Annotated in this window: 20 protein-coding genes; 12 read left to right on the plus strand and 8 right to left on the minus strand. The window is 67.8% G+C overall.

Annotated elements, in window-relative coordinates; translation table 11 throughout:
• Position 1: 1 nt before the first annotated feature.
• Positions 2–892 carry a LysR substrate-binding domain-containing protein gene (locus AC5LXK_RS32140; protein WP_493394651.1) on the minus strand — a complete coding sequence of 297 codons (891 nt, stop codon included), beginning with the start codon at positions 890–892 and terminating at the stop codon, positions 2–4.
• Positions 893–1,046: 154 nt separating this feature from the next.
• Here AC5LXK_RS32140 and ydiJ point away from each other — a divergent pair, with 154 nt between their 5' ends.
• Positions 1,047–4,100 (plus strand): D-2-hydroxyglutarate dehydrogenase YdiJ, encoded by a 3,054-nt coding sequence (gene ydiJ / locus AC5LXK_RS32145; RefSeq protein WP_493394652.1) that lies wholly within the window; start codon positions 1,047–1,049, stop codon positions 4,098–4,100.
• A gap of 90 nt (positions 4,101–4,190) precedes the next feature.
• Here the strand turns inward: ydiJ and AC5LXK_RS32150 are convergent, their stop codons facing one another.
• The 3 genes from AC5LXK_RS32150 to AC5LXK_RS32160 all read right to left on the minus strand — a co-directional run bounded on the left by AC5LXK_RS32150 (position 4,191) and on the right by AC5LXK_RS32160 (position 7,258).
• Entirely contained in the window at positions 4,191–4,493 is a 303-nt protein-coding gene (locus AC5LXK_RS32150; protein ID WP_493394653.1) for an XRE family transcriptional regulator, read from the minus strand.
• Positions 4,494–4,580: 87 nt separating this feature from the next.
• Positions 4,581–5,735, minus strand: a complete 1,155-nt coding sequence (locus tag AC5LXK_RS32155; RefSeq protein ID WP_493394654.1) for a branched-chain amino acid ABC transporter substrate-binding protein — start codon at positions 5,733–5,735, stop codon at positions 4,581–4,583.
• Positions 5,736–6,358: 623 nt separating this feature from the next.
• Positions 6,359–7,258 carry a DMT family transporter gene (locus AC5LXK_RS32160; RefSeq protein ID WP_493394655.1) on the minus strand — a complete coding sequence of 300 codons (900 nt, stop codon included), beginning with the start codon at positions 7,256–7,258 and terminating at the stop codon, positions 6,359–6,361.
• Between the two features lie 57 nt (positions 7,259–7,315).
• On the opposite strand from AC5LXK_RS32160, the gene AC5LXK_RS32165 reads away from it, so the two are divergent.
• The 3 genes from AC5LXK_RS32165 to AC5LXK_RS32175 all read left to right on the plus strand — a co-directional run bounded on the left by AC5LXK_RS32165 (position 7,316) and on the right by AC5LXK_RS32175 (position 9,690).
• Positions 7,316–8,293: a LysR substrate-binding domain-containing protein gene (locus AC5LXK_RS32165; RefSeq protein WP_493394656.1), complete on the plus strand. Its 978-nt coding sequence runs from the start codon at positions 7,316–7,318 to the stop codon at positions 8,291–8,293.
• Positions 8,294–8,499: 206 nt separating this feature from the next.
• Positions 8,500–9,171: a nitroreductase gene (locus AC5LXK_RS32170; RefSeq protein WP_493394657.1), complete on the plus strand. Its 672-nt coding sequence runs from the start codon at positions 8,500–8,502 to the stop codon at positions 9,169–9,171.
• A gap of 21 nt (positions 9,172–9,192) precedes the next feature.
• Entirely contained in the window at positions 9,193–9,690 is a 498-nt protein-coding gene (locus AC5LXK_RS32175; protein WP_493394658.1) for a sodium:proline symporter, read from the plus strand.
• 75 nt (positions 9,691–9,765) lie between these two features.
• Here the strand turns inward: AC5LXK_RS32175 and AC5LXK_RS32180 are convergent, their stop codons facing one another.
• From AC5LXK_RS32180 to AC5LXK_RS32195, 4 genes are all read right to left on the minus strand, one after another.
• The gene (locus AC5LXK_RS32180; RefSeq protein ID WP_493394659.1) at positions 9,766–10,932 is read right to left on the minus strand and encodes an acyltransferase family protein; all 1,167 of its coding nucleotides are present in this window, start codon (positions 10,930–10,932) and stop codon (positions 9,766–9,768) included.
• A 152-nt stretch (positions 10,933–11,084) separates the two neighbouring features.
• Positions 11,085–11,729, minus strand: a complete 645-nt coding sequence (locus AC5LXK_RS32185; RefSeq protein WP_493394660.1) for a glutathione S-transferase family protein — start codon at positions 11,727–11,729, stop codon at positions 11,085–11,087.
• A gap of 105 nt (positions 11,730–11,834) precedes the next feature.
• A complete protein-coding gene (locus tag AC5LXK_RS32190) occupies positions 11,835–13,007 on the minus strand; it encodes a porin (protein ID WP_493394661.1) in 1,173 nt (390 codons plus the stop codon).
• A gap of 137 nt (positions 13,008–13,144) precedes the next feature.
• Positions 13,145–13,975, minus strand: coding sequence for a helix-turn-helix transcriptional regulator (locus AC5LXK_RS32195; RefSeq protein ID WP_493394662.1), 831 nt, complete (start codon positions 13,973–13,975; stop codon positions 13,145–13,147).
• A gap of 241 nt (positions 13,976–14,216) precedes the next feature.
• Here AC5LXK_RS32195 and AC5LXK_RS32200 point away from each other — a divergent pair, with 241 nt between their 5' ends.
• The 8 genes from AC5LXK_RS32200 (at position 14,217) to AC5LXK_RS32235 (ending at position 23,169) form a co-directional block, all read left to right on the plus strand.
• A complete protein-coding gene (locus AC5LXK_RS32200; protein WP_493394663.1) occupies positions 14,217–15,338 on the plus strand; it encodes a polyamine ABC transporter substrate-binding protein in 1,122 nt (373 codons plus the stop codon).
• 11 nt (positions 15,339–15,349) lie between these two features.
• Positions 15,350–16,489: an ABC transporter ATP-binding protein gene (locus AC5LXK_RS32205; RefSeq protein WP_493394664.1), complete on the plus strand. Its 1,140-nt coding sequence runs from the start codon at positions 15,350–15,352 to the stop codon at positions 16,487–16,489.
• Positions 16,490–16,496: 7 nt separating this feature from the next.
• Positions 16,497–17,420 carry an ABC transporter permease subunit gene (locus AC5LXK_RS32210; RefSeq protein WP_493394665.1) on the plus strand — a complete coding sequence of 308 codons (924 nt, stop codon included), beginning with the start codon at positions 16,497–16,499 and terminating at the stop codon, positions 17,418–17,420.
• A complete protein-coding gene (locus AC5LXK_RS32215; RefSeq protein ID WP_493394666.1) occupies positions 17,417–18,349 on the plus strand; it encodes an ABC transporter permease subunit in 933 nt (310 codons plus the stop codon). The genes AC5LXK_RS32210 and AC5LXK_RS32215 overlap by 4 nt, the downstream gene beginning before the upstream one ends.
• A 31-nt stretch (positions 18,350–18,380) precedes the next feature.
• The gene (locus AC5LXK_RS32220; protein ID WP_493394667.1) at positions 18,381–19,937 is read left to right on the plus strand and encodes a DUF3138 family protein; all 1,557 of its coding nucleotides are present in this window, start codon (positions 18,381–18,383) and stop codon (positions 19,935–19,937) included.
• A 26-nt stretch (positions 19,938–19,963) separates the two neighbouring features.
• Entirely contained in the window at positions 19,964–21,256 is a 1,293-nt protein-coding gene (locus tag AC5LXK_RS32225; protein WP_493394668.1) for an NAD(P)/FAD-dependent oxidoreductase, read from the plus strand.
• A gap of 71 nt (positions 21,257–21,327) precedes the next feature.
• Positions 21,328–21,708, plus strand: coding sequence for a cupin domain-containing protein (locus AC5LXK_RS32230; RefSeq protein ID WP_493394669.1), 381 nt, complete (start codon positions 21,328–21,330; stop codon positions 21,706–21,708).
• 45 nt (positions 21,709–21,753) lie between these two features.
• A complete protein-coding gene (locus AC5LXK_RS32235) occupies positions 21,754–23,169 on the plus strand; it encodes an amidase family protein (RefSeq protein ID WP_493394670.1) in 1,416 nt (471 codons plus the stop codon).
• Positions 23,170–23,188 lie beyond the last annotated feature (19 nt).

Consider the following 23,188-nt stretch of genomic DNA (forward strand, 5'->3'; position numbering starts at 1 on the left):
GTCAGCACGACGCCAGCAGCCATTCGCGGAACGCGACCAGCGACGGCAGCGTCTCGTTGCTGGGCGGATAGACGAGGTAGTAGCTGCGCTGGCTCGTGATCGCGTCGCCGATCGACACGAGCTCGCCGCGGCCCAGTTCGTCCTCCACCAGCACCTTCGGCACCAGCCCGATCCCCATCCCGGCCCGCACGGCCTGGATCAGGTGCGACGTCAGCTCGAAGCTCGGGCCGATGCGCATCTGCCGATGATCGAGCCGGCAGTGCGAGAACCATTCGGCCCACGCCTGCTGATTGCTGGTCACGCCCAGCAGCGTCTGCTTCGTGGCCCACGCCGGCGTGCGCGCATCGGCCTTGCGGGTGCGGCCCGTCTCGGGCGGCGCGATCGCGATCAGGAACTCGTTGTACAGCCGGTGCGCGTGCAGGCCCGGCCAGTCGCCCGCGCCGACGGTGATCGCCGCGTCGAGATCGTCGTGGAGGAAATCGATCGCGCCGATCCGCGAATGCAGGTGCACGGTCACGCCCGGATGCGCGGCGTAGAAGTCGTGCAGGTGCGGCAGCAGCCATTTCGAGCCGAAGGTCGGCAGCGTCGCGAGCCGCAGCGTGCCGGCGCCCGCCTGGTGCGACATCGCCTGCAGCGTCGCGCCGCGGATGCGCCCGAGCGCGCCGCTCAGCTCGGCGAAGTAGCGGCGGCCGACGTCGGTCAGCTTGACCGAGCGGCCCTCGCGCCGGAACAGCGGCACGCCGAGCTGATCCTCCAGCGTCTGGACCTGCCGGCTGATCGCGCTCTGGCTCAGCGACAGCTCCTCGGCCGCGCGCGTGTAGCTTTCATGCCGCGCGGCGGCCTCGAACACGAGCAGCAGCGACATCGACGGGGTGAGGCGACGGTAATTCATGAGTTTTATGCAACTTTTGCCGGACGAGAATTCGTTTGTTTCTCAGGGAATATCCAAAGATACTGGAATTCCCGGTCGCGCGGAAACTTGCCAAAAAATCATGTTTCGGTGTGCGCGAGCCGGCCGGCTCCACCCACACTGCGTTTTTGCCCCCATGTCGATCGCCCCGTTGCACCGCCCCGTCAGCCCGCCCGCGAACGTTTACCGTGATTTTCTCGCCGCGCTGCAGGCCGCCGGCTTTGCCGGGGAGATTCGCGCGGACCACGCGAACCGGACGGTGCAGGCCACCGACAACTCGATCTACCAGCGTCTGCCGCAGGCGGTGATCAGCCCCGCGCATGCCGACGACGTCCTGCTGCTGGCCCGGCTACTGGCCGAACCCGCGCACCGCGACGTCGCGGTGGCCGCGCGCGGCGGCGGCACCGGCACCAACGGGCAGTCGCTGACCGACGGCATCGTCGTCGACCTGTCGCGGAACATGAACCGGATCCTCGAAATCGACGTCGCGCAGCGCTGGGTGCGCGTGGAGGCGGGCGTCGTCAAGGATCAGCTCAATGCAGCGCTGAAGCCGCACGGGCTGTTCTTCGCGCCGGAGCTGTCGACGTCGAACCGGGCGACCGTCGGCGGGATGATCAACACCGACGCGAGCGGGCAGGGCAGCTGCACGTACGGCAAGACGCGCGACCACGTGCTCGAGCTCGATTTCGTGCTGATGGGCGGCGAGCGGCTGCACAGCGACGCGCTCGACGACGACGAACTGGAACGCCGCTGTGCGCAACAGGACCGCATCGGCAAGGTGTATCGCACCGCGCGGCGCATCAGCGACGACAAGGCGGCGCTGATCGACGCGAAGTTTCCGAAGCTCAACCGCTGCCTGACCGGCTATGACCTCGCGCACCTGCGCGAACCCGATGGCCGCTTCAACCTGAACAGCGTGCTGTGCGGCGCCGAAGGCTCGCTCGGCTTCGTCGTCGAGGCGAAGCTCAACGTGCTGCCGATTCCGAAGGTTTCGGTGCTGGTCAACGTGCGTTACGCGGGCTTCATGGACGCGCTGCGCGACGCGCGCGCGCTGCTCGAGCACCAGCCGCTGTCGATCGAGACGGTCGACTCGAAGGTGCTGATGCTCGCGATGAAGGACTTCGTGTGGAGCAGCGTCGCCGAGTATTTTCCGCAGGACGACGCGCGGCCGACGCTCGGCATCAACCTGATCGAATTCAGCGGCGACGACGCGCACGACGTCGATGCGCGCGTGCATGCGTTCGTCGAGCACCTGCGCACCGATACGCGCGTCGAGCGTCTCGGCCATACGATCGCGACCGGCGACGATGCGGTGAAGCGCGTGTATGCGATGCGCAAGCGCGCGGTCGGCCTGCTCGGCAACGTGCAGGGCGAGGCGCGGCCGCAGCCGTTCGTCGAGGACACCGCGGTGCCGCCCGAGAATCTCGCCGCGTACATCGCCGAATTCCGTGCGCTGCTCGACGGCCACGGGCTGCAGTACGGGATGTTCGGCCACGTCGATGCGGGCGTGCTGCACGTGCGCCCGGCGCTCGACATGAAGGACCCGAAGCAGGCCGCGCTGGTGCGGCCCGTGTCGGATGCGGTGGCCGAGCTCACGCAGCGGCATGGTGGCCTGTTATGGGGCGAGCACGGCAAGGGCGTGCGCTCCGAATATGCGCCGGCGTTTTTCGGCGAGCTGTATCCGTCGCTGCAGCAACTGAAGGCCGCGTTCGATCCGCACAACCAGTTCAACCCGGGCAAGATCGCGACGCCGCCGGATCACACGATGCGGCTGCTGAAGATCGACGAGGTGCCGACGCGCGGCGAACACGACCGGCAGATCGACGAGCGCGTGTGGCAGCGCTACGGCACCGCGATGCACTGCAACGGCAACGGCGCGTGCTACAACTTCGACCCGGACGACGCGATGTGCCCGTCGTGGAAGGCGACGCGCGAACGCGTGCAGTCGCCGAAGGGGCGTGCGTCGCTGATGCGCGAGTGGTTGCGCCTGCAGGGGCAGGCCGGCGTCGACGTCGTCGCGGCGGCGCGCGCGCGGCAGCCGTTCCTGCGCGGCCTGGCCGAGCGCTGGCGCAACAGCCGCGCGGCGCGCAACGGCGACGCCGATTTCTCGCACGAGGTGTACGACGCGATGGCCGGCTGCCTCGCGTGCAAGTCGTGCGCGGGCCAGTGCCCGGTCAAGGTCAACGTGCCCGAATTCCGGTCGCGTTTTCTCGAGCTGTATCACCAGCGCTACCTGCGGCCGCTGCGCGACTACCTGATCGGCTCGCTCGAATTCACGATGCCGTGGATGGCGCGCGTGCCGGCGCTGTACAACGGGCTGATGGGGGCCGGCTGGGTGCGTACGCTGCTCGAGCGGCAGGTCGGCATGGTCGACAGCCCGCTGCTGAGCCGCTTCGATCTCGCCGCCGTGATCCGGCAATGGAACGTGCGGCCGGCCGACCCGCGTGCGCTCGCGGCGCTGGACGACGTGCAGCGCGCGCGCAGCGTCGTCATCGTGCAGGACACGTTCACGCGCTATTTCGAACCCGAGCAACTGGCGACGCTGATCGAGCTGGCGGCGCGCACGGGCTTCAAGGTGTGGCTGGCGCCGCTCGCGCCGAACGGCAAGGCGCTGCACGTGCAGGGTTTTCTGCAGGCGTTCGAGAAAGCGGCGATCCGCAACGCGACGCAACTGGCCGCGCTCGCCCGCTCGGGCGTCGCGCTGGTCGGCCTCGATCCGGCGATGACGCTCACGTACCGGCAGGAATACCTGAAGGTGACGGGGCTGGCCGATGTACCGAAAGTTGCGTTGCCGCAGGAGTGGTTGCTGCAGGCGCTGCCGGAAGCCGGCGCGGGCGTGAGCGATGCGGCCGGTGCGTACCGGCTGCTGCCGCACTGTACCGAGAAGACCAATGCGCCGGACAGCGGCAAGCAGTGGGTGCAGGTGTTCGCGCGCCGCGGGCTGCGGTTGCAGGTTCAGGCGGCCGGGTGCTGCGGGATGTCGGGCACGTACGGGCACGAGGCGCGCAATCTCGCGACGTCGAAGACGATCTATGCGCAGTCGTGGGCGACGCACGTCGACGGGCCGGGGGAGGCAGGCGAGGTGCTGGCGACCGGGTATTCGTGTCGCAGCCAGGTCAAGCGCATGTCGTCGAAGCAGCTGCGCCATCCGTTGCAGGCGCTGCTCGATCACGTGCGGGCGGCGGGGTGACGATCGGGCGGTGCGGGCCGCGTGGCCCGTGAAGGACGCGATCGAGCGTCGCGCGGCCATCTCCGTGCCGCCGTCGACGCATGCCGCGGCTCAGGCGTCGGCTTTCGCCGCTTTCCGCGAACGCGGTTTTTCCACTGCGGGAAACACGCCGACGCCGCGCGGCCGTTTCGGCTCGATCCGCATCTGCCGGATCACGCGCCGGAAGTCGATCTCGTGCGCGGCCAGCGTGCCGATCAGTTTCGCGATGACCGCGAGGTGGGAAGGGACGGTGCCCTTGCTCGAATAGTTCGTGATCGAACTTTCGTTCATCCGGATCAGGCGGGCGAACTCGCGCGCCGTCAACTGCGCTTTCTTCAACTCCTGTTGGAATTCCGCATACGCCATTGCACACATGATGCTTCGTCTCCGTGAATCAGAAATCGGACCGCGCGGCGCCGGCGCGGACGGGTGGCGTTCCCGTCGTGCCGGCGCCGCGGCGGGTTACATCTTCACCTGGTCGAGGAACGTCTTCTTGCCGCCCTTGTAGCCGTAGATCGAGATGATCCCGTGCGTCAGGTCGCCCTTCGAGTCGAACGTCGTCGTGCCGATCACGCCGTCGTACTTCGTCGCCGGCATGGCCGCGAGGATCTTCGCCGGATCCGTCGAGTTCGCGCGCTTCATCGCGTCGACCGCGATGTAGACCGCGTCATACGCGAACGGCGCATCGAACTTGATGCCCTGGTTGAAGCGCTTCTCGTACTTCGCGACGAACGCCGCGCCGCCCGGCATCTTCTCGAGCGCCGCGCCGGCCTGCGAGCACAGCACGTTGTCGGCCGCCGGGCCGGCCAGGTCGGCCAGCGAGTCGGTGCACACGCCGTCGCCGGACAGGATCCGCGCGCGCAGGCCGAGCTGCTTCGCCTGCTTCGCGAGCGGGCCGCCGGTTGCGTCCATGCCGCCGTACATGATCGCGTCCGGGTTCTCGCCCTTGACCTTCGTCAGAATCGCGCGGAAGTCGACCGCCTTGTCGTTGGTCGCGTCGTGCGACAGCACCTTCAGGCCGAGCGCCTTCGCCTTCTTCTCGAATTCGTTCGCGAGGCCCTGGCCGTACGCGGTCGAATCGTCGATCACCGCGACGCTCTTCACGCCCTTCGACTGCGCGTAGCTCGCGAGCGCCGGGCCTTGCTGCGCGTCGGTCGCGACGACGCGGTAGGTCGTCTTGAAGCCTTGCTGCGTGTAGGTCGGGTTCGTGGCCGACGGCGAGATCTGCACGATGCCCGCGTCGCTGTAGATCTTCGATGCCGGGATCGACGTGCCCGAATTCAGGTGGCCGATGACGGCGACGACCTTGTCGTCGACGAGCTTCTGCGCAACCTGCGTGGCCTGGCGCGGGTCGGCCGCGTCATCCTGCGCGTCGAGCTGCAGCGTGACCTTCTTGCCGCCGATCGTGAGACCCTTGGCGTTGATTTCCTCGACCGCGAGGCGCGCGCCGTTCTCGTTGTCCTTGCCGAGGTGCGAGATGCCGCCCGTCGTCGGTTCGACGCTGCCGATCTTCACGACCTGGTCGGCCATCGCGGTCGACGCGGCCGCGAACGCGGCGGCAGCCAGTGCAACGGTGATCAGGGGTTTGCAGCGCATGCCGACAGTGCTTCGTTCCATCTGCCATCTCCGAATTGAATGTCTTTCTATTGACGCCTCGACCGGCCGGCTGGGGCGCCGGGGCGATCGGACGAGTCTCCATACCCATCACGGGCTTCACTTGCACGGTGTCCGGCCGGACGACCTGCCGCCCGGACGAGCGGGCGGACGGCGCATGACTTCGTGCAATTCATATGAATATATATGAACCCGATTTTGCGCGCTGCGGCGAATCGCGTAGCGGGCCGGTGCGGCGCGGTCCGGCGCCCGGTTGTCGAAGGTTCCGGATGCCGGAAATCGTGCGCTGCGGCGGGCCTCGGGCCGCGATTCGCTGTCGTTGGCCTTACGGCCGTATCCATTATTTGGCCGGTCGCCGGCGCGAAGCCATGGACACTGGCGCACGGTCAATCCGGAACTGTTCGGTCGATTTGTCTGCACAGTTTGGGCACCAGCGGATCGCGGATCCGGTTTCGCCGTCATGCTTCGTCCGCGACGATATCGGTTGAATTGCAACTAACGGTCAATTTCGGCAACATCCGCGAGTGGGCGTGACCTGTACAATCCCGATCCTCGATCCGGCTGTGCAGAAATCGGGGCGCTTTTTGTCCGCCCTGCTTGCGGATCGCTGCGCCGGCATGACGCTCCTACGAACGTCCGCGCAGTGCGACGAAGATCACGCCCGCGATCGCCAGCAAGCCGCCGCACGCCGTCGCGATGCCGGGCCGCTCGCCCGTCAGCACCATCGACAGGAGCGTCGCGACCGCCGGCGTCAGGTAGAGAAAGTTGGCCGCGCGTGCCGCACCGAAATAGCCGAGCGCGAAGGTCCAGGTCGCGTAACCCAGCGCGGCGGGAAAGACGCCGAGCACCACGACGGCCAGCGCCGTGTCGCGCGATCCGCTGCCGAGCGACACGAGTGCGCCGGGCAGCCACGGCGCGAGCAGCACGGCGCCGGCCAGCAGCGTGTACGCTGTGCAGGTCAGTGCGCCGTACACGGGAATCAGCCGCCGCTGCAACACGAAATAGCTGGCGCAGCACAGTGCGGCGCCGAGGATCAGCGTGCTCCCCGAGCCGATGACGAGGCCGCCCGGCTGGCCGTGCGCGATGACGGCGATGCCGGCGAGGCTGACGAGCGAACCGAGCCATCCCCAGCGATTGAAGCGCTCGCGCAGAAACACGGCGGCCAGCAGCGCGGTGAAGATCGGCAGCGTGTTCACGATGAAGCTCGCCGCGCCGGCCGATACGGTCTGCTCGCCGGTATTGAGCAGCGCGTTGTAGAGCGCGATGCCGAGAAAGCCGCACGCGACGAAGCGCAATGCATCGCCTTTCGCGGGCAGCGGCGGGCGTCGCCATGCGAGCCACGCGATCACGAGCACCGCGGCCGTTGCGAAGCGCGCCGCCGCGAGCTGCAGTGGCGCGAGGCCGTGCAGGCCGATCCGGATGAACGGGAAGGCGGATGCCCACGAGACGATCGTGAACGCGATCGCGCCTGCCGCGACGAGCGGTTGTCGCGTGCCGCGCGACGTCGGTGAGGAAAGGGTATTCATGCGGCCATGGTGCGGCGTCGCGAGATGCTAAGCTAGCGCACAGATCAACACCCGGATATGAATATGGCGCACAGCTCGGATGTGCGGCGGGCTGACGGTCCGGCGCGTGCGCGCCAGGTGGCGGACGCGCTGTCGGCGGTCGCGCCGGCGCCCGGCCCGCGGCCACCGCTCGCGAGCCTCGAGACTGTCTGCACGGTGGCGCGCGTGGGGTCGTTTCTCGCGGCCGCCGACGTGTCGGGCGTCACGCACGGCGCGATCAGCCGGCGGGTGGCCGCCGTGGAAAACTGGCTGGGGATGGCGCTGTTCGAGCGGCATGCGCGCGGCGTGCGCCTGACGCCGGACGGGCAGCGCTTCGTCGGCCGGATCGAGCAGGCGTTCGCGATCATCGACAGCACGGCCGATCAGTGGCGCTCGCCGCGTACGCCGCGGCTGGTCCGGATGAGCGTGGTGCCCGCGTTCGCGCAGCTGTGGCTGTTCGGGCGGCAGCATGCGCTCGAAAGCGAAGCGCCTGCGCTGCGCATCGAGCTCGGCATCGAACTGCGCAACGTGGATATCGCCGGCGGCGAAGCCGATCTGTCGATCCGGTACGGGCGCGGCAACTGGCGTCAGCTCGAAACCCGCGCGTTCATGCCGGAACGGCTGTATCCGGTCGCGCATCCTCGGCTGGCCGCGCAACTGGCGAAGGCGCGCCGCCGGACGGGCGACGCCGCGCTGCTCGACTTGCCGCTGCTGCACGATTCCGACGTGACGGGCTGGCGTACCTGGTTCGACGCGCTCGGCATACCGTTCAAGGCGCGTGCGCAGGATCGCCGGTTCGAGGACTACAACCTCGTGCTGGCGGCGGCCGAAGCGGGGCTCGGCGTGGCGCTCGCGCGCACGCCGCTTGCGGATGCGCACCTGAAGCGCAGCGCGCTCGTTCGCGTGAGCCGCCACGAGGTCGATTCGGAACTCAGCTATCACTTCGTGCATGCGAAGGGCGAGAATCGGCCGGAAGTGCTCGCGTTGATGGCGCGAATGGTGAACGCGTTGGGGTAGCGCGAGCGCGGGCCGTACGGATGTCTCGTATACCGGGTTTGGGCAGGCGACTACCCGATTCGCCCGACCGGGGCCGCCATATCGTTACAATGCAGCCGCGGAAAACGGCGAGATCACGGCAGTCAAGCAGAATCGAGCCTTTGGCCGGCAGCCGGCCAATCTCCAATCATTGCAGTACGGGTTCAAATTTGCAGAAAAGGGAACCGATGAATAGACCAGACAAGTCGTCGAAAGCGCGTGCCGCGCTGGATCAACTGTTTTCGGGCATGGCGCCTGCGGACGCGACGCGTTCATCGCCGCGTGCCGGCAATCCGTTCGAAGCGGCGGACGACGAGGTGTCCAGTGCATCCGGCGGCCGCGGCCGTGTCGAAGTCACGCTGTCGACCCGGATCCAGCTGCGCGGCTATCCGAGCGCCGATGCGTTCATGAAGCGCATGGCCGAAGCGTGGGGCCTCGAGTGGGGGACCTACGACAGCGTCCGTGCGGTGGCGACGCTGCCGGTCGGCTGGCGCTCGCGCCGGTTGCCGGAAGTCACGCAGATCGTCGATGAACACGACGTGCTGCGTGCCGAGAGCAGCCTGCAGGGCGGCGAGATGTCGTATCTGAAGGTGCATCCGCGCTACTACATCGATGCGCGCAAGCGGTTCGGCTGGAGCAAGTCGTCGAAGGCGTCCGACGATCCGGATCTCGACGGCCCCGACTGGAACTGCTTCGTGATCGATCGGGAAAAATCCATCGAAGTGCACGAACTGACGACGTCGTCGCTGAAGGCCGATATGGACAATGCCCGTGCGACGCTGCTGAAATGGCTCGACGAGCGTTATCCGAAACACCGCGATCCGTTTGCGTACTGGACGGACTGCGAAGGGGCTGCGTAAGCCGGCTGGCACGGCAGGTCGATGCGTCGACCGTTCACCTGGGGGCGACGATTGAAACAGGCGAGTCGGGCCCCGGTTCTCTGGGCGGCGTTCGGTGCGGCGGTCGGATCGACTGCCATCGAGCTGCTGCTCTGGCCGCTCGTCGGCGACGACGCGATCCGGAACCTGCTGCGCGACGCGCGCCTCACGGCGGCCATCGCGATGGGGCGAAGCGTACTCGGTGCGTCCGGCGGCTTCGATCCGCTGGTCATGGCCGTGGCGACGCTCGTGCATGCGGCGCTTTCGCTTGTCTATGCGGCCGTGCTGGCGCGGCTGGTCCGCGGTCTGTCGTTCGCGGCCGCGCTGTTCGCCGGCGGCGCGTTCGGCCTTCTGCTGTACGGCGTCAACCTGTACGCATTCACGGCGATCTTCCCGTGGTTCGTCGCGGTCCGCGGCGCGATCACGCTGGTGGCCCATCTGGTATTCGGGATCACGGCGGCGGTGGTCTACTGCGTCGCCACACGCCGGTTCGAGCGCTGATCCCGGCAACGCTTGCCGGGCAAACCCCTGGAACAACCCGCCGCGCGGTTCAGCCGACGCGAGGAAGGCGTGCGCTCACAGGATCGACGCGAGCCTCGGCACGCGAAGCAGCAGGCCGGCAATCAGGTAGCACGCGATGCAGGCGACGCTGCCGGTCACCGCGAATTTCAGGAACGGTGCCGCCGGCACGTGTCGCCACGCGAGGGCGGCAGCCACCAGCACGGGCGGATGGATGACGTAGATCGTGTAGGCGCGTCGCGACAGCGGCTGCCACCAGCCCGTCAGTCGATCGAAGCGCTGCTGGAAGCGGCTGATGAGAAACAGGATCGCTCCCCACGCGACCAGCGGCTCCCAGAATGCGTAGATCACGTCCTGCGGACGGCCGCGCAGCGCGGGAACGTGTTTCGCGAGCAGATAGGCGATCGGCAGCACGGGGAGCGCCAGCAGTGCGATGCGCGACCACAGTCCGACCTGCGGTGCCGGCAGGCGCTCGATCCAGCGCACGCGTGCAGTCCGGCAACCGGCTGCGAACAACACGACATAGCTCGCGAAGTAGCCGAGCTGCAGCCCCCATACGTTGATACCTATCGGCCATCGGGACCGCAACGCCAGTGCCGCGAGACCCGTGAGCAATGCCGCGGCGGCCAGTGTCCGGTTGGAAGGAAACGGGTTCCGGGCGGAGCGGTTCGTATCGCGTGCCACCGCGGTGCGCGGGAAGGCGATGTGCCAGAGTGCCGTCGCTGCGCTGAAAATCAGCAACGCCTCGGCGAACCACATCGGCCCGTTCTCGAACGTGCCTTTCTGCAACAGACGTTCCAGCGTATCCGCAAACGGATGACCCGCGCCCGACCGTGCGAGCGCGATCGTCGCGGGGCCGATCAGGAAGCCGTACACCAGCAGCGGCAACCCGAGCCGGAGAAGCCGGTCGGACATGAAGCGGGCGGGGCCCTTGCGATCGATGGATGGCGGCGTGTAGCAGCCCGCCAGGAAAAAGAACAGGCCCATGAAAAAAGCCTGGTTGATCGCGCAGAAGAGCGTCAGCAGCGCGGATGCCGCCGACGGGCCGGCCGCCACCTCGTGGTAGTACCATCCGCCGAGCGCGCCGTACGTGATCGCGCAATGATGAAAGACCACCAGCAACGTCAGGCACGCGCGCAACGCGTCGAGGCCGGCGTTTCGATGGACGGCCGCCGCCGTGTCCTGCTGAAAAGCGAAGTCGACCGGAACGTCCTGAGCGCTCATCACGTTGCCTGCGTGGTTGGTCAGTCATGACCCGCCCGGCGACGATCGTAGTCGTCGACGCATGCCTATCCGGCGGGTGTACAGGTCGGCACCCTACGCCGTTGTCCTTACAACCTTCCAACAAGCGGTTCCACTGCCGGCGCGGCCTGTGCCTAGTCGAGTTTGCCGCGCAGGTCGTCGAACGGAATCATCACGTGCGTGCGATACGCGGGCCGTGCCTTCAGCCGTTCGTACCACGCCTGCACGTTCGGCACGTCGGGCCGTGCGATATCGAGTTCGAAATACCGGTAGAGATGCGTGCCGGCCGCGATGTCGGCGAGCGTGATCGTGTCGCCCGCGAGAAACGGGTGCTGGGCGAGCGCCGCGTCGAGCTGCCGGAAATACTGCGCGCATTGCGCGATGCTCTGCTCGACGCGCACGGTGTCGCGTTGCTCGGGTGGCGTCCGGAAGTAGCCGCGGAACACGCCGTTGAGGAACGCCGGCTGCAGCGTCGTCTGCGCCCAGTCCATCCAGCGGTCGGCGCGCGACTGTTCGGCGGGATCGTCGTGCCAGAAACCGGGGCGCCCGTGGCGCGCGGCGAGGTAGCGCAGGATACTGTGCGATTCCCATACGACGGTGCCGTCGTCGTCGATCACGGGCACGCGTCCGTGTGGATTCATCGCGAGGAAGCCGGGCGTGTCGAGCACGCCGAACCGGCCGCCGGCCGGCACGTGCCGATGCGCGAGCGCGAGCTCGTCGACGAGCCACATCACCTTCTGGACGTTGAACGCGTTGCGTCGTCCCCATACCGTCAGCATGTCGGGTCTCCCGGTGTCGTGCGGAACATGAAGACGGACAGTGTAAACGCCGCAGGCGCGCACCGCGGTGCGCGCCTGCGAGGCGGCCGTCATGCGACGACGCGATCAGAACTTGTGGCGAATGCCGACGATCGCGAGTTCCTGAGTATCGGTGCCGGAATTCACGCCGTACGAGCCGACCGACGCGGTGGCCTTCACGGTCGCGCCGCTCGCGTTGAGCGTGTTGCCGCTCGCCTTCTGGTAGCCGAACAGCGCATACAGGTCGGTGCGCTTCGACAGCGCGTAGTCCGCGCCGAGGTTCACCTGGTTGTAGTGCGCGGAGGCCGGGCCCGTCAGCGACGTGTAGTTGTAGCCGACACCCGCGCGCAGCGCCGGCGAGAACTGCCAGTTGAAGAATGCCGAACCGTTGTTGAACTTCGCGTTCTGGCTGAAGGCCGACAGCGTGTCCGCGCCGTACTGCGTATTCGAATACGCGAGGCCGAAGGTTGCCGGGCCCGCTACGTACTGGCCGGCCACGCGCACGATCTGGATCGACTTCGCGCTCGAGAAGCCCTGGTTGATCACGGTGTTGAACAGCGTATCCGAGCTGCTCGACCACGTGCGCACGCCATTGGCGACCGTCGTGCCGCCGTTCGCGTAGAAGAAGCCGGCGCCGAGCGACAGCGGGCCGTTCGCATAGCTCGCGCCGAAGCTGTACGTGCGGCCGTTGCCGGTCGAGCCCGCGACGCCGCCGAAGCCGTACAGGCCTTCGAACTGGAAGCCCGAGATCAGCGGGCTCGTGTATTTCACCGAGTTGCTGACGCGCAGGCTGTTGTCGTAGTTGTCGAGGTCGCCCGGCGTCGCGAACACGCCGCCGAAGTAGTTGTCCTGCGTGAGGCCCTGCACCAGATCGACGACCGGATCGTACTGGCGGCCGAGCGTCACGGTGCCGTACGTGCTGCTCGCGAGGCCGACGACGGCCTTGCGGCCGAATTCGCGTCCGCCCTGGCCGAGCGCGCCGGTGCCGATGTTGAAGCCGTTCTCGAGCTGGAACAGCGCGGCCAGGCCGCCGCCGAGATCCTCGGTGCCGCGCAGCCCCCAGCGGCTGCCCGACAGGTTGCCGCTGCTGAACTTGACGAGGCTCGACGCGTTGCCGCCGCTCGCGTTTTGCGCGTTGTGTACGTAGGCGATGCCCGCGTCGGCGATGCCGTACAGCGTGACGCTGCTTTGCGCGTGTGCGCCTGCGGCGTAGAGCGCGGCCGGCAGCGCGAGCAGTGCGAATGAGCGGATGCGTTTCATTGTTGGATTCCCCCGGTGGTCGATAGGTCTGACGAGTCGGTGAACGATACGGACGGCGCATCGTCAAGGGAACCAATAAATTGTCGAATCGTTATCAGGCGGCGCGGTGATGGAGGCGCGGGCAACGGGCCGGCAGCCTACGCGTCGTGCCGTCTCGAAGCATTCCGCAACACGAGCGTCATCAGTTGCCGTCGCGAATCGACGCCGAGCTTCGCGAACGCGCGCTTCGCATACGTGTCGATGGTCGACGTCTTGAGTCCCATCGACTGCGCGATCGCGGCCGACGTCATGCCCTGGATGAACGACGCGCAGACGTGCATCTCGCGCGCGGTCAGCCGTTCCTGCCATTCCGGCAGCCATTGCGCGACGAGGTCGAGATCGAGTTCGTCGCGCGGCGAGTCGTCGGCACACGCGCCGAGCAGGCGCTTGTGCGCGGACGCCATCGGCAGCACGACCTGCGACAGCTGCTTCAGCAGGCTCAGCTCCTTCAGCGAGAACGACGGCAGGCGCCGCGAGCGCGCGATCGAGATCGAGTAGCGCGTGCCGCCCGTCACCCCCGCGATCACGCATTCGTCGTGAATGTCGCCGGCATCGAAGAACAGGTGTCGCAGCTCGCTCGCGACGCGCTGCGAGGACACCTGCACCAGCTGCACGTCGCTTTCGGTTTCGATCGCCGCATACGTCGCGTCTTCGCTCGCATAGCTGCGGTAGTAGTGACGCATCACCTGCGCGATCAGCTCGGGCTCGCGGCCGAAGCTGCCGATCCAGCCGACGTTGCGCCGGCCCGGTGCCGCCGCGCGTTCGTAGTCGAGATGCACGGCGTCGAAATCGACGTAGCGCACGAGCGTGTCGTAGACGGCGCGCATGAACTGCGGCGTCCCGACGGCTTGCGCGATGTCGCCCAGCGTTTCGGTCACGAACGCGACGTGGCTCAGCGGGAGATCGGGGGCGGGCAGCGCAGCGTTCATGACGTCGGGTGTCGAAGGTTTTCGGGTGGCGCTACAGGTATCACGAATATTTTCGACTGCCTACGCGGGAATCTACCCAAACGGCCCGAAACGACGTCGCCGTTTGTCCCGGTTTTCGGGACTGACGCTGCGGGCCGCGATCTCTACATTGCCCCTTGTGCTGAACACCGCTCGACGGCGTTGACGCGAGTCCCGACCCGGACCGATGCAACGGCCGATCCCCATCACAAGGAGAATCCCCATGCGTATCCGTATCCGTCGTCAACCGGCCCTGCGCGCCGCGCTCGTCGCGTCGGCGGGCCTGGCCCTCGCGGCCAGCCTGTCCGCCCGCGCGGGCGACGCCAACCTGAACGTGTACAACTGGTCGGAGTACGTCGCGAAGGACACGGTGCCCAACTTCGAGAAGCAGTCGGGCATCAAGGTGCGCTACGACAGCTACGACAGCGACGATACGCTGCAGACCAAGCTGCTCGCGGGCAGCTCGGGTTACGACATCGTCGTGCCGACGTCGAACTATCTCGCGCAGCAGATCCAGGCCGGCGTGTACCAGAAGCTCGACAAGTCGAAGCTGCCGAACCTCGCGAACCTCGACCCGGTGCTGATGAAGATGATCGCGAAGGCCGACCCGGGCAACCAGTACGGCGTGCCGTGGGCGTGGGGCACGACGGGGATCGGCTACAACGTCGAGGCCGTGCGCAAGCGGCTCGGCGACAGCGCGCCGACCGACAGCTGGGCGCTGCTGTTCGACCCGGCGAACGCGGCGAAGCTGAAAGGCTGCGGGATCTCGCTGCTCGACGCGCCGGACGCCGCGTTCGCGGCGGCGCTGCAGTACATGGGCAAGGATCCGGAGAGCAAGAACCCGGCCGACTACCAGGCGGCCTACGAGGTGCTGAAGAAGATCCGCCCGTACGTGACGCAGTTCAGCTCGGCCGGCTACGCGGACGATCTCGCGAACAACGACGTGTGCGTCGTGCTCGGCTGGTCGGGCGACGTGAGCATTGCGCGGCGGCGCACGCTGGATGCGAAGCGCTCGTACGAGATCCGCTACGTGAATCCGAAGGAAGGCGGCCTGCTGTGGTTCGACGTGATGGCGATTCCGAAGGATGCGCCGCACCCGGAAGCCGCGCTGAAGTGGATCAACTACATCGAGGATCCGAAGACCAACGCGGCGATCACGAACGAGATCTTCTACCCGAGCGCGAACAAGGCCGCACGCGCGTTCGTGACGCCGGCGATCGTACAGGACCCGAGCGTCTACCTGTCCGACGCGACGCTTGCGAAGACGTCGCTCGCGATGCCGAGAAGCGCCGACATCGCGCGGATGCAGAACCGTCTGTGGCTGCAGCTGAAGTCCGGCGGTTGAGGGAGACGGCAATGATCCATACGCTCCCCGCCGCGCGGGCCACGGCCGGTGCCGGCCACGACGCGCATGCGTTCGTCCGAATCGAGAACGTCGTGAAGAAATTCGGCGATAGCACGGCCGTCGACAACGTGAACCTGACGATCGCGAAGAACGAGCTGTTCGCGCTGCTCGGCAGCTCCGGCTGCGGCAAGTCGACGCTGCTGCGCATGCTCGCCGGGCTCGAGACGGCCACCTCCGGCAAGATCTTCGTCGACGGCGAGGATCTCGCGTCGCTGCCGCCGTACCGCCGCCCGGTGAACATGATGTTCCAGTCGTACGCGCTGTTCCCGCACATGACGGTCGAATCGAACGTCGCGTTCGGCCTGAAGCAGGAAGGCACGCCGAAGAACGAGATCAGGGAGCGCGTGGCCAATGCGCTCGCGCTCGTGCAGATGAGCAAGTACACGAAGCGCAAGCCGCACCAGCTGTCGGGCGGCCAGCAGCAGCGCGTCGCGCTGGCGCGCTCGCTGGTCAAGCGCCCGAAGCTGCTGCTGCTCGACGAGCCGATGTCCGCGCTCGACAAGAAGATCCGTCAGAAGACCCAGCTCGAACTCGTGAACATCATCGAGAAGGTCGACGTGACCTGCGTGATGGTCACGCACGACCAGGAAGAGGCGATGACGATGGCCAGCCGCCTCGCGGTGATGAGCGAAGGCAAGATCGTGCAGATCGGCGCGCCGGGTGAGGTGTACGAGTTTCCGAACAGCCGCTTCTCCGCCGAATTCATCGGCTCGACCAACCTGTTCGAGGGCCGCGTGGTCGAGGACGAACCCGATCACATCTTCGTCGAGAGCGACGACCTCGAAGCCCGCATGCACGTGAGCCACGGCATCACCGGCCCGCTCGGCATGCCGGTCGGCATCTCGGTGCGCCCGGAGCGCGTGCACGTGTCGCGCGAGAAGCCGGGCTCGAAACACAACTGGGCGCGCGGCGTCGTGACCGACATCGCGTACATGGGCAGCTACTCGCTGTACCACGTGCGCCTGCCGAGCGGCAAGACGGTCGTGTCGAACCTGTCGAGCTCGCACCTGATGAGCGACGATGCGCCGGCGTGGAACGACGACGTGTTCGTGTCGTGGTCGCCCGCCAGCGGCGTCGTGCTGACGCAATGAGGACGCCATGACGAAACTTTCCGCTTCCATGCAGTCCTCGCTGTCGCGCTGGCTGCCGTCGGGCCGCAGCGTCGCGATCGGCGTGCCGTTTCTGTGGCTCGTGATTTTCTTCGCGCTGCCGTTCGTGCTGGTGCTGAAGATCAGCTTCGCCGACCAGGTGCTCGGCATTCCGCCGTACACCGCACTCGCCAGGCTGGAGGCCGGCTCGGTGCAGTTCGTGCTGTCGCTGAAGCACTACGCGCTGCTGCTGCAGGACGACCTGTACCTGAACACGTACGTCAGCTCGCTGAAGATGGCCGCCGCGTCGACGCTGATGTGCCTGCTGGCCGGCTACCCGATCGCGTACTGCATCGCCCGCGCGGCGCCTGCGCGCCGCAACCTGCTGATGATGGCCGTGATGCTGCCGTTCTGGACGTCGTTCCTGATCCGCGTGTACGCGTGGGTCGGGATCATGAAGGACGACGGGCTGCTGAATCACGCGCTGGCCGCGCTCGGCCTGATCGCGACGCCGCTGCGGCTGTATCACACCGACGCGGGCGTCTACATCGGGATGGTCTATTCGTACCTGCCGTTCATGGTGATGCCGCTGTACGCGCACCTCGTGAAGATGGACCTCACGCTGCTCGAGGCCGCGAACGATCTCGGCGCGACGCCGTGGTCCGCGTTCTGGCGCATCACGCTGCCGCTGTCGAGGAACGGGATCGTCGCGGGCAGCCTGCTCGTGTTCATCCCGGCGGTGGGCGAATACGTGATTCCCGAGCTGCTCGGCGGCGCGAACACGCTGATGCTCGGCCGCGTGATGTGGGATGAATTCTTCAACAACATGGACTGGCCGATGGCGTCCGCCGTCACGGTGACGATGGTGCTGTTGCTGCTCGTGCCGATGGCGCTGCTCCATTACAGCCAGACCGAAGCGGAGGCACGGCCATGACCCGCGCGCATCGCATCCTGTCCGCGTGCGTGCTGGGCGCGGGCTTCCTGTTCCTGTACGTGCCGATCGCCAGCCTGGTCGTCTATTCGTTCAACGCGTCGAAGCTCGTGACGGTATGGACCGGCTTCTCGATGAAGTGGTACGGCGCGCTGCTGCACGACGACGAGCTGCTGACGGCCGCGTGGCTGTCGCTGAAGATCGCGCTGCTGACGGCCACCGCATCGGTCGCGATCGGCACGTGGGCCGGTTTCGTGCTGGCCCGCATGGGGCGCTTTCGCGGCTTCACGCTGTATGCCGCGATGATCAACGCACCGCTGGTGATTCCCGAAGTGATCCAGGGCATCTCGCTGCTGCTGCTGTTCGTCGCGATGCAGCAGGCCTTCGGCTGGCCGGCCGGGCGCGGCTGGCTGACGATCTGGATCGGCCACGTGATGCTGTGCCTGTCGTTCGTCGCGGTGATCGTGCAGTCGCGTGTGAAGGAGCTCGACCGCTCGATCGAGGAAGCCGCGCTCGACCTCGGCGCGCGGCCGGTGAAGGTGTTCTTCGTGATCACGCTGCCGCTGATCGCCCAGGCACTGGTGTCCGGCTGGCTGCTCGCGTTCACGGTGTCGATCGACGACGTGATCCTGTCCGCGTTCCTGTCGGGCCCCGGCTCGACGACGCTGCCGCTCGTGGTGTTCTCGCGTGTGCGGATGGGGCTGAATCCGGAGATGAATGCGCTCGCGACGGTGTTCATCACGGTCGTGACGATCGGCGTCGTCGTCGTGAATCGCGCGATGCTGGCCCGCGAACGGCGACAGGCGCGTGACGCCCGTGCGTGGCACGCGAGCGCCGCGCCGGATACGTCGGCACCGCCTGCCGCATTGTCGCCCGCGCGAGCGTCGGCTGCGCCGCCCCGGCACGACCCCGCACCGCATCCCGTGAAGTGAAGAACGACAACGAACGACCAGGAGACTTTCCGTGAAGAAGAAAATGCTTTGCGCGCTGATCGCCGGCGCGCTGCCGGGGCTCGCCGCCGCGAATTCGGGCGACGACCAGATCAGGGCGCTGCAGCAACAGCTCGCCGTGCTGCAGCGGCAGATGAATGCGCTGCAGTCGCAACTCGCCAGGAAACCGGCGGCCGCGCCGGTCGCATCGAACGCAGCGGCCACGGCCGACCCGTCGGCGCCCGGCTACGGGCAGGCGACGGCCGTGCTGACCAACGACGACGTGACCGAAATCCGCCAGCAGGTCGCGAACCAGCAACTGAAGGTCGACTCGCTGACCGATGCCGCGCGCACCGGCCCGATCGCCGGTCTGTCGGTGACGGGCTATCTCGACCCGACCTACGTGTACAACCGCGGCGGCGGCACCTCGTCGTTCCAGTTCGCGAACCATGAGAACGCGTACACGTACTACAACAGCACGTTCGGCGACGTGTTCCTCGACATCAAGAAGACGTTCGGCGTCGGCCCGACCGCGCCGTCCGCGGAAATCACGCTGATGCCGAACCGCGGCGCGGGCCTGTCGATGATGTCGGGCAGCGGCGCGAGCGGGCTCGACATCGTGAACACGGCGGTCGTCACGGTGCCGTTGTCGGATACCACGTCGTTCGTCGGTGGGCTCGTGCTCGGCTTCGGCGGCTACGAGTACCAGCAGTCGAGCCAGATGCTCACGCTCACGCACAACCTGCTGTACGACTTCTCCGATCCGGGCTCGTCTATCGGCGCGGGCGTCAATTACCAGAGCGCGGACGGCCACTGGGCGTGGAAGTTCTTCGTCGGCAACGAGCAGTTCCGCAGCGCGGGCGCGGTCACGCAGACGGGCGTCAATGCGCTCGGCGATCCGGTCACGACGAGCAACAAGGTGCCGACTTTCACGGCGCGGGTCGACTACATGCACGGCAGCGCGCTCGACGTCGGCGGCTCGATCAACATCGGCCGGCAGACGCTGGTGAGCGCGATCGATCCGGCGACCGGCAACGTGCGCTACGGCGTGGGCGGCAATGCGCCGAGCGCGTACGGCGCGTTCTTCTTCGGCGAAGCCGATGCCACCTACACGCTTGCCGATGCGCAGTACAACGCGGAGCTCGACTACGGCCAGCAGCAGCACGGCGCGTTCAACGGCGGGCTCGCGCAGTGGTTCGGGCTGTCGCTGCTCGCGCACCGCAAGTTCAACCTGCCGGTGGTCGGGCGCATGGGCGCGACGCTGCGCTACGACCTGCTCGTGAACCGGAAGAACGGTGGCGGCGGCTCGTCGATCGGCCTGAACGGCAACGGGATGGATCCGAACAACGGCTTCGGCATCGACGCGGATTGCCTCGCGCAGTCGAAGGCGAACGGCGGCGTCGGCTTCGAGTGCAAGGGCGCCACCCGCCAGGCTGCCGCGTTCGACCTGCTGTTCTATCCGACCCAGCAGGTGACGGTGAAGGTCGAATACCGGCACGACTGGGCGAGCAACAAGGTCTTCCTGCGTCACGACGGATCGTATGCGAAGTCGAACGACCTGCTCGCGACCCAACTCATCTACGCCTTCTGACGCGACGCCGTTCGCGAGTCTTACCTATGCTCAAGTTCGAAAACCAGCAACATGTTCAGTCGTACTATGCAGCGTCGGCCAGTAACCGCACGCGCCATCCGTCGCTCGACGGGGCCGTGACCGCCGACGTGTGCGTGATCGGCGGCGGGCTCACCGGCCTGTCCGCGGCGCTCGATCTCGCCGAGCGCGGCCATTCGGTCGTGCTCGTCGAGGCGTCGAAGATCGGCTGGGGCGCGAGCGGCCGCAACGGCGGCCAGCTGATCGCCGGGTACTCGTGCGACATCGACACGTTTTCCGCGTACCTGCCGGAAGACGACGTGCGGCGCGTGTGGGCGATGGGGCTCGAGTCGGTCGACATCGTCAGGCAGCGCGTCGAGCGGCACGGCATCGATTGCGACCTGAGCTTCGGCTACCTGACCGCCGCGAACAAGCCGCGCCACCTCGATGCGCTGCGCAGGTGGCGCGATACCGCGGCAGCGCGGTTCGGCTATCGCGGCTACGACCTCGTCGAACGCGCCGACATGCCGCGTTACGTCGCATCGGACCGCTACGTCGGCGGCCTGCACTACGAAGGCAGCGGCCACCTGCATCCGCTGAACTACACGCTCGGCCTCGCGCGGGCGGCGCGGGCGGCCGGCGTGACGATCCACGAGGACACGGCGGCGCTCGCGCTCGAGCGCGCCGCGCCGTTCCACCGCGTCCGGTGCGCACGCGGGCACGTGGATGCCCGGTACGTCGTGCTGGCCGGCAATGCGTACCTCGGGCAACTGGCGCCGTCGCTCGCGCGCAAGATCATCCCGGTGGCGACCTACCTGATCGCGACCGAGCCGCTCGGCGACGCCCGTGCCGCGCAGACAATGCCGGCGAATGCCGCGATCAGCGACTGCAATTCGGCGCTCGACTACTTCCGGCTCACGCGCGACGGCCGGCTGCTGTGGGGCGGCAAGGCCAGCAGCTCGACGAACACGCCGCGCGACCTGGCGGCCGCGATGCGGCGCGACATGCTGAAGACGTTCCCGCAGCTCGCCGACGTGCGGGTCGACTACGCGTGGGGCGGCCTGATCGACGCGACGATGAATCGCGCGCCGCATTTCGGCCGGCTGGAGCCGACCGTGTATTTCGCGCAGGGCTTTTCCGGGCACGGCGTCAACGTGACGGGCCTCGCGGGGCGGCTGATCGCGGAAGCGATCGATGCGCAGGCGGCGCGCTTCGACCTGTTCGGCCGGATCCGCCATCGCGACTTCCCCGGCGGCCGCCTGCTGCGCACGCCGCTGCTCGCGCTCGCGATGGCGTGGCACCGGACGATGGACCTGCTTTGACACCCGCGGGCCGGTTTGCCCGGCCGCGCGGCATCACACCGTTTCGAACCACTCATGCCCTGGAGGCACACATGACCACCATCACGAACCTCGTCGACCTGATGCGGGCGCCGGCCAAGCTCACGCAGAGCCGCGTGCCGAGCGGGTTGCTGCTCGACGGCAACCCGATGCAGACGCTGTCGCATCACTACATCAGCCCGTGCGGGCAGTTCAGTTGCGGGATCTGGGCATGCACGCCCGGCCGCTGGACGATCGAGTACGACGAGTCGGAGTATTGCGAGATGCTGAGCGGTGTCGCGATCGTGCGCGACGCGGACGGCCGCGAACGTGTGCTGCGCGCCGGCGACCGGTTCGTGATCCCGCCGGGTTTTCGCGGCACGTGGGAAGTCGTCGAAACCTGCCGCAAGATCTATGCGTCGCACGCCCCGCACGCCGGGCAGCCGCGCGCTTGACGCGGCCGGGCCCATCCAATCATCGAGATCAACGAGGAGCAACCCATGACCCAGGAACTGTGGCGTCTCAGCGCGGCCGAGATGGCCGCGCATGTCGCGCAGCGCGACGTGTCGGCAACCGAACTCACGCGCAGCTGCCTGCAGCGGCTCGAGCAGGTGAACCCCGTCATCAACGCGATCGTCGACGTGATGGCCGACAGCGCGTTGCACGCGGCGGCGGAAGCCGATGCGGCGGTCGCGCGCGGCGCGCCGCTCGGCCCGCTGCACGGCGTGCCGGTGACCGTGAAGATCAACGTCGACACGGCCGGCTGCGCGACGACCAACGGCGTGCCCGCGTTTGCCGACCTGATCGCGCAGGAGGACAGCCCGGTGACCGCGAACCTGCGCAAGGCCGGCGCGATCGTGATCGGGCGCAGCAACGCGCCGGCGTTTTCGTACCGGTGGTTCACCGACAACGAACTGCACGGCCGCACGTCGAATCCGTGGGATGCGTCGCTGACGCCGGGCGGCTCCAGCGGCGGTGCAGCCGCGGCGGTGGCCGCCGGCATCGGCGCGATCGCGCACGGCAACGACCTCGGCGGGTCGATCCGCTACCCGGCCTACGCGTGCGGCGTCGCGGGGCTGCGGCCGAGTACCGGGCGTGTGCCCGCGTACAACCCGACGCAGTCGAAGGACCGCACGCTCGCGGTGCAGCTTGCATCCGTGCAGGGCCCGCTCGCGCGCACGGTCGGCGACCTGCGGCTCGCGCTCGACGCGATGTCGGCCGGTGACGCGCGCGACGCATGGTGGATGCCGGTCGCGCCGGCGGCACACGAGGCCGCTTTCCCCGCACGCGTGGCCGTGTGCACGTCGCTGCCGGGCGTACCGACCGACCCGGCGGTCGCCGACGCGATCCGGCAGGCTGCACGCTGGCTCGAAGAGGCCGGCTGCATCGTCGAGGAAGCCGTGCCGCCGCGATTCGCCGAAGCGTGCGAACTGTGGCTCGACCTCGTGACGAACGAAGCGCGCAGCGGGCTCGGCGACGTGATCATGCAGCACGGCGACGCGGCGATCCGCACCGCATTCGCGAGCCAGCGCAATCTGGCCGCGCCGCTGGATCTCGCCGGCTACATGAACGGCCTCGCGCGGCGCACCGCGCTGCTGCGCGACTGGCAGCAGTTCTTCGCACGCCATCCGCTGCTGCTGATGCCCGTGTCGTGCGCGCGGCCGTTCGCGATCGACGCCGACCTGCAGGGCGACGCCGCGATGCGCGAGATCGTCGACCGGCAGGCGCCGTTGCTTGCAACCGCGCTGCTCGGGCTGCCGGGGCTGTCGGTGCCGACCGGTATCCGCGACGGCGTGCCGACCGGCGTGCAGTTGGTCGCCGGTCGCTTCCAGGAGGCGCTGTGTCTCGCCGCGGGCGAGGCGATCGAGGCGCGCGCGGGCATCTTCACGCCGATCGATCCGGTTCGCGGATCGTGATGCGCCACATTTCACGAGG

The sequence above is a fragment of the Burkholderia pulmonis genome (genome assembly GCF_984667975.1).

Coding starts and splice junctions, on each gene's coding strand:
- AC5LXK_RS32140 (WP_493394651.1), bottom strand. CDS start 892: ATGAATTACCGTCGCCTCACCCCGTCGATGTCGCTGCTGCTCGTGTTC.
- ydiJ (WP_493394652.1), top strand. CDS start 1,047: ATGTCGATCGCCCCGTTGCACCGCCCCGTCAGCCCGCCCGCGAACGTT.
- AC5LXK_RS32150 (WP_493394653.1), bottom strand. CDS start 4,493: ATGTGTGCAATGGCGTATGCGGAATTCCAACAGGAGTTGAAGAAAGCG.
- AC5LXK_RS32155 (WP_493394654.1), bottom strand. CDS start 5,735: ATGGAACGAAGCACTGTCGGCATGCGCTGCAAACCCCTGATCACCGTT.
- AC5LXK_RS32160 (WP_493394655.1), bottom strand. CDS start 7,258: ATGAATACCCTTTCCTCACCGACGTCGCGCGGCACGCGACAACCGCTC.
- AC5LXK_RS32165 (WP_493394656.1), top strand. CDS start 7,316: ATGAATATGGCGCACAGCTCGGATGTGCGGCGGGCTGACGGTCCGGCG.
- AC5LXK_RS32170 (WP_493394657.1), top strand. CDS start 8,500: ATGAATAGACCAGACAAGTCGTCGAAAGCGCGTGCCGCGCTGGATCAA.
- AC5LXK_RS32175 (WP_493394658.1), top strand. CDS start 9,193: ATGCGTCGACCGTTCACCTGGGGGCGACGATTGAAACAGGCGAGTCGG.
- AC5LXK_RS32180 (WP_493394659.1), bottom strand. CDS start 10,932: ATGAGCGCTCAGGACGTTCCGGTCGACTTCGCTTTTCAGCAGGACACG.
- AC5LXK_RS32185 (WP_493394660.1), bottom strand. CDS start 11,729: ATGCTGACGGTATGGGGACGACGCAACGCGTTCAACGTCCAGAAGGTG.
- AC5LXK_RS32190 (WP_493394661.1), bottom strand. CDS start 13,007: ATGAAACGCATCCGCTCATTCGCACTGCTCGCGCTGCCGGCCGCGCTC.
- AC5LXK_RS32195 (WP_493394662.1), bottom strand. CDS start 13,975: ATGAACGCTGCGCTGCCCGCCCCCGATCTCCCGCTGAGCCACGTCGCG.
- AC5LXK_RS32200 (WP_493394663.1), top strand. CDS start 14,217: ATGCGTATCCGTATCCGTCGTCAACCGGCCCTGCGCGCCGCGCTCGTC.
- AC5LXK_RS32205 (WP_493394664.1), top strand. CDS start 15,350: ATGATCCATACGCTCCCCGCCGCGCGGGCCACGGCCGGTGCCGGCCAC.
- AC5LXK_RS32210 (WP_493394665.1), top strand. CDS start 16,497: ATGACGAAACTTTCCGCTTCCATGCAGTCCTCGCTGTCGCGCTGGCTG.
- AC5LXK_RS32215 (WP_493394666.1), top strand. CDS start 17,417: ATGACCCGCGCGCATCGCATCCTGTCCGCGTGCGTGCTGGGCGCGGGC.
- AC5LXK_RS32225 (WP_493394668.1), top strand. CDS start 19,964: ATGCTCAAGTTCGAAAACCAGCAACATGTTCAGTCGTACTATGCAGCG.
- AC5LXK_RS32230 (WP_493394669.1), top strand. CDS start 21,328: ATGACCACCATCACGAACCTCGTCGACCTGATGCGGGCGCCGGCCAAG.
- AC5LXK_RS32235 (WP_493394670.1), top strand. CDS start 21,754: ATGACCCAGGAACTGTGGCGTCTCAGCGCGGCCGAGATGGCCGCGCAT.